The organism is Frankia nepalensis, from assembly GCF_016786325.1.
Lineage (GTDB): Bacteria > Actinomycetota > Actinomycetes > Frankiales > Frankiaceae > Pseudofrankia > Pseudofrankia nepalensis.
This window is the reverse complement of the sequence record NZ_JADWYU010000048.1, coordinates 1-10,953: the sequence shown is the minus strand read 5'-3', so window position 1 is coordinate 10,953 and position 10,953 is coordinate 1. Positions and strand designations below refer to the sequence as shown.

Genomic DNA, 10,953 nt, shown 5'->3' with positions numbered 1-10,953 from the left:
TGTGGCCGCGGACCTGGAGGATGCCGCCGGGAAACGTCGAGTTGATCAGCTTGATGGTGTTGTCCATCGTGTCGGTGCTGCCGAGCACGTCGCTGCCGGTCGCGAAGAGGTTGTCGGAGTTGAACACGACGATGACGACCTTGGTGCCGGCGTCGTCCCGCGCCAGCAGCAGGCTGCCCGAGATCCCATCGAGATTGATGTCGATGGAGCCCGGCAGGCGGTAGAGCGAGTCCTGGATGAGCCGGCTGCCGTACTCCGGCTCGTTGGGCGTGGTGATCTCGCACGGGATCCGCAGCACCAGCCCGGCGCCGAAGTCCTGCGTGCCGCAGGTCGGGTCGAGCATGCCGTCGGCGCCGTAGTCGTCCAGGCCCTGCACGGCCCCGGGCGGCAGCGATTCCGTGGGCACGGGCGACGGCGCCGCGGAAGCCGCCTCCTGTGTCGGCTCCGCGGCCGTCGCGACGGCCGGCGGCGAGTTCGTGGCCGCGGCCTCGGGCTCGCCGTCCGACCCGCCGCACGCGACGCCGGCCAGACCGATCACGATTGCCGTGGCGGCCAGCCGCCACGGACGAGTCCCCCGCATGTGTCCCCCAGAAGCAGGCATTCCCAAGATCAGATGCGCGCACGCTATCCCCGGCATCCGCCCTGGACAACGACCTGCCGCGAGCCCGACACACCTTGGTGGAGTCGACCGACGCGGCGCGCGGCCGGTCCGTACCGCCGAAGACCGGCCCCGTTTGGCGACGATGCGGGGCCCGTTCCCTCCCAGGTCGAGTGATTCAGGCGGACGAGCCTCAGCCTGCTGGAATCACACCCCGCGGTTGTCGAGCGACATGTCGCCGGTGCTGGGCGTGCCGTCGGCGAGGGCGTAGTGCAGCAGCACCGCGCCCTTCGGCGAGGTGACGGCCGGTTCGATGAGCGTCAGGTTCGCCGGCACGGCGCCGCCCGCGAAGACCTTCTTCCCGGCGCCGAGCACCACCGGGTAGACCCACAGGTTGAGGCGGTCGAAAAGCCGCTCGGCGAGCAGGGTCTGCACGAGGTCGAGGCTGCCGATGACGTGCACGTTCGCGTGCCGGTCACGCACCGCCCGCACGGCGCTCGCGAGGTCCGGCCCGAGCCGCGTCGAGTTCGCCCATTCGAGCGCCGGCGTGCCGCGGGAGGCGACGTACTTGGGCAGCCCGTTGAACAGCTTGGCGATCCCGGCGTCGACGCCGTCTTCCTGGTGCGGCCAGTAGCCGGCGAAGATGTCGTAGGTCCGGCGACCGAGCAACAGCGCGTCCAGGCCCACCAGGCCGGCGCCGACCTGCTCGCCGACGGCCTCGTCGACCAGCGGCGCCTGCCAGCCGCCGAACGCGAAACCCCCCTCCGGGTCCTCGTCCGGCCCGCCGGGCGCCTGCGCGACACCGTCCAGCGTGGTGAACAGGTCGATGTGGATGAGCCCCATGGTTCCTCCCTGACGGGCCGCCCCCGGTGGGCGACCGCGCAAGCACCGGCCGAGGCACCGATCGTTCGGCGTCTCGCCCTCTGATGTCACACCCGTACCGACCCCTGGCCGCCCCCGAACTCATCGGCCGCGCGAGCACCAGGTCCGATCGGCCGGTGCGCGGGCGAAAGGGCCGGAGCGACCGGGGGCTCGCTGTCAGAACGAGATGAACTCCGTGCCACGGACTGATTGCGCGGCGAATACCGGTCCTCGACGGACTCGCGGGCATTAAGCGGGTGCGAGCCCTTTGTTCAGGAACAGCTCAGGTATCGCCCGTACCGTCACGCTATGGCGCCTGGGTCCGAGCGGTGATCGGCCGGCCCGGCGTCCGCGGCGTCCTGCTCGCCTGCGGCGTCCTCATCGTGGCGTTGGCCGCCACGGTCGTGGCGCTCGTGCTCCGACCAGACGGAAGCTCTGAGGCTCGGAGCACCCCGACCCCGTCGGCGAGTCCCAGCGCGGACGCGACTCCCAGCGTCGCGGACATCTACCAGGCGATCGGACCGTCGGTCGTCGTGGTGCGCACCGCCGAGGGCTCGCTCGGCTCAGGGGTGATCGTGGCGGCCGACGGCACCGTCCTCACCGCCAACCACGTCGTCGACGACGGCAGCGCGGTCACCCTCACCTTCTCCGACGGCACCACGTCGGACGCCGCCGTGGCCTCGGCCGACCCGGCGACCGACATCGCGGCGCTCACCCCGGAGACGATGCCGCAACTGCTCGTGCCGGCGACGCTCGGCGGCGGCGTCGAGGTCGGCGGCGAGGTCGTCGCGATCGGCAACCCACTCGGGCTGACCTACAGCGTCTCGTCCGGCGTCGTCTCGGGCGTCGGCCGCAGCGCGACCACGGAGACCGGCCAGGTGTCCGGTCTGATCCAGTTCGACGCCTCGGTGAATCCGGGCAGCTCCGGCGGGCCGCTGCTCGACGCGAACGGCCTGGTCATCGGAATCGTCGTCTCCATCGCCGACCCGGGCGGCGACGACGCGTTCGCCGGCATCGGCTTCGCCATGCCCATCGGCAGCGCCCTCGGCGGCGGTGGCGACGGACCTGGCGACGGTCGCGGACCCCAGATCTGACACCACGGAAGGTCTCGAACGAGAACGATGTCGAACAAAGACGAGGTCGAGCGCCGGTATCTGACCCTCATGGCGCCGAAGGACGCCGACACGCAGACACCCGACGGCCGGGACGCACCGGCCGCGCCCGGCGCGCCGGCCGGGCCCACGCAGTCCCCACCCGCGCAGCCCTCACCCGCGCAGATTCCGCCCGCGCAGCCCCCACCCGCGCGGTCCTCGACACCGCCCACGCCGTCCTCCGCCACGGCCAGGCCGCTCGAGCAGGCCCTGTTCGAGGTCAAACGCACGATCGTCGGGCAGGACGTGCTGCTCGAGCGCATGGCGGTCGGCCTGCTCTCCGGCGGCCACCTGCTCGTCGAGGGCGTCCCCGGGCTGGCCAAGACGCTGGCCGTGAAGTCGCTGGCCGCCGCGATCGGCGGGCAGTTCCAGCGCATCCAGTTCACGCCGGACCTGCTGCCCGCCGACCTGGTCGGCACCCGGGTCTACCGTCAGCACACCGGCGAGTTCGAGACCTCGCTCGGCCCGGTCTTCACCAACCTGCTGCTGGCCGACGAGATCAACCGCGCCCCGGCGAAGGTGCAGAGCGCGCTCCTGGAGGTCATGCAGGAGCGCCAGGTGACGATCGGGCGCGAGACCTTCCAGGTCCCCGACCCGTTCCTGGTCATGGCGACCCAGAACCCGATCGAGTCCGAGGGAACCTTCCCGCTGCCGGAGGCCCAGGTCGACCGCTTCATGATGAAGGTGGTCGTGCGTTACCCCTCCGCGCCGGAGGAGCACGCCATCGTCGACCGGGCGCTGCGGCCGCCCGCGCCGCCCCAGGCGATCCTGTCCCCCGAGGACCTGGTGGCGATGCGCGCCCGCGTGCGGGACGTGTATGTCGACCCGGGCATCGTCGACTACGCGGTGCGCCTCGTCCTGGCCACCCGCGCGCCGGCGACGGTGGGGCTGGGCGAGCTGGAACGCTACGTCACCTACGGGGCAAGCCCACGGGCGTCCATCGCCCTCGTGCTGGGCGCCCGGGCGCTGGCGTACCTGCGCGGCCGGGACTACGTGGTGCCCCCCGACCTGCGCGAGCTCGCCACCGACGTCCTGCGCCACCGCGTCGTGCTGTCCTACGAGGCGCTGGCCGACGACATCGAACCCGACACGGTCATCGGGGGCGTGCTGCGCGCCGTGCCGATGCCCGAGGTCCCGCTGCGGGACCGGTAGACGACGATGGCGAGCGCGCCCGACCGCCTGCTGCTCCGGCTGGAGTGGCGGGTCGTCCGCCGGCTCGACGGGCGGGTACGCGGCGCCTACCGCACGGCGTACCGCGGCGCGGGCCTCGACTTCGTCGGCCTGCGCGGCTACGTCGAGGAGGACGACGCCCGCCACATCGACTGGAACGCGACCGCCCGGCTCGACGAGCCGCAGGTACGCCAGTTCACCGAGGACCGCGAGCTGACCCTGTGGCTCGTGCTCGACCGGTCGGCGTCGATGACCGTCGGCGCCCCGGGCCGCGGGAAGCACGACGTGCTGGCCGAGGTCGCGCTGACGTGCGCCAGGCTGTTCAGCCGCGGCGGCAACCGGGTCGCCGCGCTGCTCCACGACGGCGTCACGACGCGGGTGGTCCCGCCGGGCACCGGGCGCGGCCACGTGCTGCGCATCGGCCACGAGCTCGGCCGCGCGGCCGCGGCATCCCCGGCCGCCTCGACCACCGACTTCGCCGCGATGCTCGCGGACGCGGCGCGGCTCGCGCGGCGCCGGTCGCTGGTCGTCGTCATCTCCGACTTCATCGGCACCGGCGACTGGGACCGGCCGCTGCTGCGGCTCGCCCACCGGCACGACGTCGTGGCGCTGCGGGTCGTGGACGCGGCCGACGACGACCTGCCCGAGGCGGGCCTGGTCCTCGTCGAGGACGCCGAGACCGGCGAGCAGCTCCTCGTCGACTCCAGCGACCCGCTGCTGCGGGCCAGGCTGCGCGACGCCGTCGCGGAACGCGACGCCGTCCTGGCCGGCCGGATGCGGCGGGCAGGCGTCCCGCTGCACCGGATCGGCACCGACGGCGACGTGCTGTCCGCCCTGGTCGCGGTCGTCGCCAGCACCCGGTGGAGGCGCGTGTGAGACTCGCCGCTCCCTGGCTGCTCGTCCTCGGCGTGCTCGTCGTCGCGGCGCTCGCCGTCGCCACGACGGTGGCGTCCCGCCGGCGCCGGGCCGCCCTCGCGGCGGTCGGCGTCGACGCCGCCGCGGGCAGGCGCGCGCCCCGGCTCGGCGGCTGGCTGAGCCTCGCCGGGATCGCGGTGCTCGCCGTCGCGGCGGCAGGGCCCGCCGCGACCGTCCCCGTCTCCCGCGCCGAGGGGACAGTGATCATCGCCATGGACGTGTCGAACAGCATGGCCGCGACCGACGTCGCGCCCAGCCGGCTGGACGCGGCGAAGCAGGCCGCGATCCGGTTCGCCCACGCCCAGCCCGGCAGCGTCAACGTCGGAGTCGTCGCCTTCCAGAACGGCGGGCTCACCACCCATCAGCCCAGCGCCGACCGCGCCGCGGCCGAGGCGGCGATCAACCGCCTGAGCGTCACCGGCGGCACGTCGCTCGCCGGCGCGATCCTCACCTCCCTGTCCGCGATCACCGGCAGGACCGTCGCGCCGGGCCGGGACGGCGCCGTGCCCGACCTCGGCTACTGGGGCTCGGCCACCATCGTGCTGTTCTCCGACGGCCAGGACGGGGGCAGCCCCGAGGCCACCGAGGCCGCTGCCCAGGCCGCCCAGGCCGCCGGCGTGCGGGTCGAGACCGTCGGCATCGGCACCCCCGCGGGCGGCGTCGTCGAGGTGGACGGCTACCAGCTGCACACCGCGCTCGACGAACAGACGCTGACCGCCATCGCGGACACGACCGGCGGCGCCTACCACCCGGCGTCCGACGCCCCCGAACTCGACGACGTCGCCTCGACGATCGACCTGCGGCTGACCACCCGCAAGGAGGACCTGCCGCTGGCCGGGGCGTTCATCGCCGGCGCGGTCCTGCTGCTGGCCGCCGGCGCCGTCCTCACCGTCCTGCGCACGGGAAGGGTCGTCTGATGTCCCTCACCTGGCCCTGGGCGCTGCTGACACTGGCGGCCCTCCCGCTGCTGTGGGCGGTCGTCTGGTGGGGCCGGCGGCGGCGGCGCCGCGCCGCCGTGCGCGTGACCTCGGTCGCGCTGGTGCGGGTCGCGCTGCCGGGGCGGACGCGCTGGCACCGCCGCGTCCCCGTCGCGCTGCTCGTGCTCGGGCTGGCCACGCTCGGCCTCGGCGCGGCCCGGCCGCAGGCGCGGGTGCCTGTGGCGGCCAACTCGACGACGATCCTGCTGGCGCTGGATGTCTCGCGCTCGATGTGCTCCACCGACGTGACCCCGAACCGGCTCACCGCCGCCGCGGAGGCGGCCGCCGACTTCATCAGGGCGCAGCCGGGCGGGTCCCGCATCGGCCTGGTCACCTTCGCCGGCGTCGCCGGCCTGCTCGTCCCGCCGACCGATGACACCGACGAGCTGCTCGGCGCGCTGGAGAGCCTGACGACGTCGCGCGGCACCGCCATCGGCCAGGGAATCCTCACCTCCATCGACGCCATCGCCGAGGTCGACCCGTCGGTCGCCCCGATCGGCGTGCCACTCGACGAGGGCGACGCCCAGGGCGACTACGCGGCGAACGTCATCGTCGTGCTCACCGACGGCGCGAACACCCAGGGCGTGGAGCCCCAGACGGCCGCCGAGCAGGCCGCCGCCCGCCGGCTGCGGGTCTTCACGATCGGTTTCGGCACGACGACGCCGTCGCCGCCGGTGTGCGCCAGCTCGCAGATCGGCGAGGACGCGTTCGGCCCCGGCGGCGGGTTCGGCGGCGGACCGGGCGGCGGGGGCGGCCGGTTCGGCGACCGCAGCCCGCTGACCATCGACGAGGGCGCGCTGCGGGAGGTCGCGGACGCCACCGGCGGGATGTACTACCGGGCGCAGAACGCGGGCGAGCTCCAGGAGGCGCTGGCCGCCCTGCCCCGCAACATCACCGTGACGTACCAGCACAAGGACATCGCGGCCCTGTTCGCCGGCATCGGCGGGCTGCTGGTCGCCGCCGCCGTCGCCCTGTCGCTGTGGTGGAACCGGGTGCGCCGTCCGCCGGCCGCACGGCCCACGGCCGCGACGCTCCGATGACCCCGGCGTCCGTCGTCCCCCGGCCGGCGCGACGAACCGGCCGGGAGACGCACTGGCTCATGCCCGCGCGGTGGCTGATCAGCAGTTCACGAGGAAGTAGGCGTGGAGGTTCGTCCCTGGGTGGTTGGGCGTGCTCAGCACGTCCTCGTAGGTCGCCACGAAGTAGGGCTCGATGACCTCGCAGACGAACGGCCGAGCGCTCGCGGAGCCCGCGGTTCCCACGATGCTCACCGAGACGATTCCCGCGGTGACCATCGTCGCGGCGGCCGCGGTAATCAGACGACGCTTCATGATAATTCCCCTCCATGACCTTCCAGGCCATTTTTTGGTAGTTCACGCGGGTTCCCGAAACGGCGTCGTCCAGGACCTCGGCCCCATATCCGCAAGGCTGTTTCGCAGGAGACCTTCCGGCAGGAAGGCCGCGTGACGACTCATCCAGAAGAACAGCCGGCCGTGTGAAGATCCGTGTGAGGAGGAGCCACCCCCGCTGTCGCCTTACCGACGCCCGCGCGGTGGCGCCCGCCTCAGGCCGGCCTGCCGGTGAATCACCAGACCCGCCCAGGAGCGGCGCGAAGCCCGGTGGCGGGCCGACCATTGGCATTACGGGAACAGGGCCGGCTGGGTGGCGGCGCGGGAGCCCGCCAGACGAGCCTCGTCAGCGCGGCGCGGCGTTCGCCAGCTCCGGTGGCCACACGACCATCCGTCGTCCGTCCTGCCACTGCACCGTCAGTACCTGATGCCCGATCTGTCGGCCGGCCGCGTCGACCTGGAACCGGCCGAACAGCGTGGTGCACTCCAGGCGCCGCGCCGCCGCCGCGAGGACCGCGTCGTCGGCCGTGCCGGACTCGCGCAGGCAGCGCAGGGCGACGAGCCCCGCGGCGAACGCCTGCGCCGCCGGATACGGCGGCTCGGTGCCGGTGCTCGCCCGGTAGGCGGCGACGAACGCCGTGGCGTCGGGTCCCTCGTCTGGTGCGGGCGCGGCCTGGGGCATCCACTGCGCCGGGCCGAACAGGCCCTCCCGCGCGTCGCCCAGTTCGGCGAGCACCTCGCGCACGCCGGCCGCCACGAAACCGAGCATGCGCCACCTGTCGCGGTCCACCGTGCGGGCGAGGGCGAGCTCGTCCTCGAAACGCGCCGCCACGAGCAGCGCGTCGGCCCGCGGCGGCGCGGCGGGCAGCACCGCCGAGTGGACGCCGAGCCCGTGCAGCCCCGCCCGCGCCGCGGCGCCGGCGGCGACGGCGCGGGCGAAGCCGGTGCCGCCGTGCAGCACACCGATCGCGCGGACCCGCGGGAACTCCCGGTGGGCCACCTCCACGGCGCCGGTGAAGTAGGTGTCCGCGGGCGCGAGGACGCTCACCACGTTGCCCCGGGGCGGAACCGAGGCGCCCCCGTGGTTCCACACCAGCCGGTCGGTGGCCGCGGCGACGTCCATGGCCGGCCGGCTCCCGTAGGGACCGAACACCAGATCAGGGCCCAGGCCTTCGGCGCGCCGGGCCGCCGCGCGGGCGTCCGGGTGCGCGTCCACCACGTCGAGCACCACGCGGTCGGGCGCGGCGAACCCCTCGGCCCAGAGGGTGAGCGCGGCCGCGCCGGCCCGGCCGTAGGCGGCCAGCGGCCCGGACAGCGGCGTCACCAGCGCCGCGCGCACCACCGCCATCGGTCACGAACCGCGTCGGCCACGAACCGCGTCACGAACCGCGTCACGAACCGCGTCGTCATGAACCGCCATAGGTCGCGGCTCGCCGCCGATCAGGACTCGGTGTCCATCTTTCGCCCGGACACCCAGCCGTGCCAGTGCGTCACCTCGATCCACGCGCTCACCCGCCCACGGACCCGGTCGGGGTACGGCTGGCCCATGTAGTGGGTGGAGATCCGGTCGATGTCGGCCCGGTCCGGATCGTCGACCAGCTCGACCACCCGGCCCTGCAGGCTGACGTGCGTGTACCAGTCGTCCGCCTTCAGCACGGTGAGCGACACCCGGGGGTCCGACCGCAGGTACTCCAGCCGCTTGCGGCCCTCGTCCATGTTGACCAGCAGGCGACCGTTCTCCCACAGGTACCAGGTGGCCACCGACACTGGCTGGCCGTCCGGCCGCAGGGTCGTGATCACACTTGGATTCGGCTTTGCCAGCAGCTCGCTGACCTTCTCGGGCAACTGGAGTTTCGCCACGGACAGATCCTCCCTGTGCGGCACCGGCCGCTCCCCCGGTGCTGCTTGGTTCTGCCCGGCCCTGGTCCGTCGACACGACCCGCCGCGAGACGGTTCCTTCCCCAGACCGTCTCCAAGCGGGGAGGCGGGTGCTCAGTCGGCGAAGGCGGCGGTGAGGACCTCGACGCAGGCCCGTGGCTTGGCCTCGGCCACGACGAGGCAGCCGGGAACGTCCAGCGGAGGGTCGATCGGCCGGACGGTCACCGAGCGGAGCGCGGCGGCCGGGTCCCGCGCGGCCTCGGCATGCAGCACCGTCCAGGTCGGACCGTCCGGCCCCATGGCGGCCGGGCGGCCGGCGCCGATCTCGAGCAGGGTGTCCTGAACGCTGCCGGACGGCCGGCCGAGCCACGGTTCGAAGCCGGCCGACCGGCACGCCCGGAGCACGAACGCCCGGAAGAACGGGTCGCAGGCTTCCGAGGGAATTCTCAGCCGCAGGTCGGCGAGGGCGGCGAGGGCGACCGCGGGCCGCGGCGCCGCCTCGAACCACGCCGGCATCGCGGCCCACAGGGGCTCGCGCCAGAGTTCCACGACCCGGACTCCCGGGGTGGGCCGCGCGGCCCGGACCAACGCGACGTCGACCTCGCCCCGCGCCACGGCCGCCACCTGGTCGGGGATCGGAACGCTGACCAGTTCGACCCTCGCCTCGGGCTCGCCGGACGCCTCCCGCAGCGCCAGCAGGGCCCGTTCCAGCCGCGGCCCGAGGCCGGGGCTCGCGCTGATCCGCATCGTGGTCCGGCTGGCCTCGGCGAGCTCGGCGGCGACGGCGGACGTCCGGTCGGCCGCGGCGAGGACGGCCCGGGCCTCGGCCAGCAGCCGCGTCCCCGCGACGGTCAGGCGGACCCGCCGGGGGGAACGGTCGAACAGGCGCACCCCCAGCTCGCGTTCGAGCCGGGCCACCTGCTGGCTGACCGCCGGCTGGACGACGTGCAGCTTCTCGGCCGCCCGGCCGAAATGCAGTTCGTCGGCGACCGCCGCGAAGTAGCGCAGCTGGCGAAGCTCCACGCCGCCGCCTCCCGTCATCACGGTTCGTTATCGCAGTCCAGGCTAATCGGGTCTTGGTCGGCGGCCGGGCGAACCGTTGACTGGCGATGACCCCAGCACCCGGAGATGGAGGAGCGCATGCGGATCGGCCTGTGGCTCGACGACGGCGATCGGACGGCGCAGGAACTCGCGCGCGACGCCGCGCACGCGGCCGAGGCGGGTTTCCACTCGCTGTGGCTGAGCGAGCGGGACGGGTGGGACCCGTTGACCCTGCTGGCCGCGGTCGGCCAGGCCGCGCCCGATCTCCCGGTCGGTACCTCGATCATCCGCAGCTACCCGCGCCACCCGGTGGCCCTCGCCGCCCAGGCGCTGACCGTCCAGGCCCTGACCGGGAACCGGCTGCTGCTCGGCGTGGGGCCCGGCCCCGCCCCGATCATCGAGACCCGGTACGGCCACCCGTTCACCGAGCCGGTCGCGAACCTGCGCGAGTACCTGCGCGTCCTCACGCCCGCCCTGCGCGGCGAGCCGGTCTCGTACCGGGGACGGCACTGGGCCGCCGAGGGCGCGGTCACGGTCCCGGGCGCGAAGGAACCGCCCGTGCTGCTGTCCGCGCTCGGCCCGGCCATGCTCCGGCTCGCCGGCGAGGCCGCCGACGGGACGATGACCACCTGGGCCGGCCCCGGCCTCGTCGAGAGCTACTTCGTGCCCGCCCTCGCCCGGGCGGCCGCGTCCGCCGGGCGCCCGGCGCCGACGGTGGTGGCCGGGGTGTGCGTCTGCGTCACGACCGACCCCGACGGGGCGCGGCGCTGGATCGACGACGCGTTCGGCGCGGCCCGTGGCCTGCCCAGCTACCGCGCGCTCTTCGACCGCCAGGGCCTGGACGGCCCGGCCGACACGGCGATCGTCGGCGACACCCGAGAGGTCGAGCGGCGGCTGCGCCAGTTCGCCGACGCCGGCGCGGCCGAGGTCCAGGTCATCGCCTGCGGGACCGCCGCCGACCGCGCCCGCACGATCGACGCCCTGGGCGCGGTAGCCCGGGCCTGGTAGGCGGG

12 protein-coding genes are annotated in these 10,953 nt (G+C 74.3%); 6 read left to right on the top strand and 6 right to left on the bottom strand.

Annotation, left to right across the window (positions count from 1 at the left end; genetic code table 11):
- On the bottom strand, positions 1-580 hold a 580-nt coding region (locus I6A81_RS02275; RefSeq protein ID WP_203007045.1), incomplete at its 3' end, for an OmpA family protein.
- 225 nt (positions 581-805) lie between these two features.
- Complete coding sequence (locus tag I6A81_RS02270) at positions 806-1,441, bottom strand: dihydrofolate reductase family protein (RefSeq protein WP_203007046.1); 636 nt, start codon at positions 1,439-1,441, stop codon at positions 806-808.
- A gap of 347 nt (positions 1,442-1,788) precedes the next feature.
- On the opposite strand from I6A81_RS02270, the gene I6A81_RS02265 reads away from it, so the two are divergent.
- From I6A81_RS02265 to I6A81_RS02245, 5 genes are read left to right on the top strand one after another with little or no spacing between them, the layout of a single operon-like run.
- The gene (locus I6A81_RS02265; RefSeq protein WP_203007047.1) at positions 1,789-2,553 is read left to right on the top strand and encodes a S1C family serine protease; all 765 of its coding nucleotides are present in this window, start codon (positions 1,789-1,791) and stop codon (positions 2,551-2,553) included.
- 27 nt (positions 2,554-2,580) lie between these two features.
- Positions 2,581-3,762, top strand: a complete 1,182-nt coding sequence (locus I6A81_RS02260; protein ID WP_238430809.1) for an AAA family ATPase — start codon at positions 2,581-2,583, stop codon at positions 3,760-3,762.
- Positions 3,763-3,768: 6 nt separating this feature from the next.
- Complete coding sequence (locus I6A81_RS02255; RefSeq protein WP_203007048.1) at positions 3,769-4,656, top strand: DUF58 domain-containing protein; 888 nt, start codon at positions 3,769-3,771, stop codon at positions 4,654-4,656.
- Positions 4,653-5,612 (top strand): VWA domain-containing protein, encoded by a 960-nt coding sequence (locus I6A81_RS02250; RefSeq protein WP_203007049.1) that lies wholly within the window; start codon positions 4,653-4,655, stop codon positions 5,610-5,612. Before I6A81_RS02255 ends, I6A81_RS02250 begins: the two co-directional genes overlap by 4 nt.
- Positions 5,612-6,712, top strand: a complete 1,101-nt coding sequence (locus tag I6A81_RS02245; RefSeq protein ID WP_203007050.1) for a VWA domain-containing protein — start codon at positions 5,612-5,614, stop codon at positions 6,710-6,712. Before I6A81_RS02250 ends, I6A81_RS02245 begins: the two co-directional genes overlap by 1 nt.
- Positions 6,713-6,790: 78 nt before the next feature.
- On the opposite strand, the gene I6A81_RS02240 is transcribed toward I6A81_RS02245, so the two are convergent.
- From I6A81_RS02240 to I6A81_RS02225, 4 genes are all read right to left on the bottom strand, one after another.
- On the bottom strand, positions 6,791-7,003 hold the full coding sequence (locus tag I6A81_RS02240; RefSeq protein WP_203007051.1) for a hypothetical protein: 213 nt from the start codon (positions 7,001-7,003) through the stop codon (positions 6,791-6,793).
- 364 nt (positions 7,004-7,367) lie between these two features.
- On the bottom strand, positions 7,368-8,369 hold the full coding sequence (locus I6A81_RS02235; RefSeq protein WP_203007052.1) for an ABC transporter substrate-binding protein: 1,002 nt from the start codon (positions 8,367-8,369) through the stop codon (positions 7,368-7,370).
- Positions 8,370-8,461: 92 nt separating this feature from the next.
- Positions 8,462-8,881, bottom strand: a complete 420-nt coding sequence (locus I6A81_RS02230; protein ID WP_203007056.1) for a PPOX class F420-dependent oxidoreductase — start codon at positions 8,879-8,881, stop codon at positions 8,462-8,464.
- Positions 8,882-9,013: 132 nt separating this feature from the next.
- Entirely contained in the window at positions 9,014-9,922 is a 909-nt protein-coding gene (locus I6A81_RS02225) for a LysR family transcriptional regulator (RefSeq protein WP_203007053.1), read from the bottom strand.
- 117 nt (positions 9,923-10,039) lie between these two features.
- On the opposite strand from I6A81_RS02225, the gene I6A81_RS02220 reads away from it, so the two are divergent.
- A complete protein-coding gene (locus I6A81_RS02220; protein WP_203007054.1) occupies positions 10,040-10,948 on the top strand; it encodes a TIGR03564 family F420-dependent LLM class oxidoreductase in 909 nt (302 codons plus the stop codon).
- Positions 10,949-10,953 lie beyond the last annotated feature (5 nt).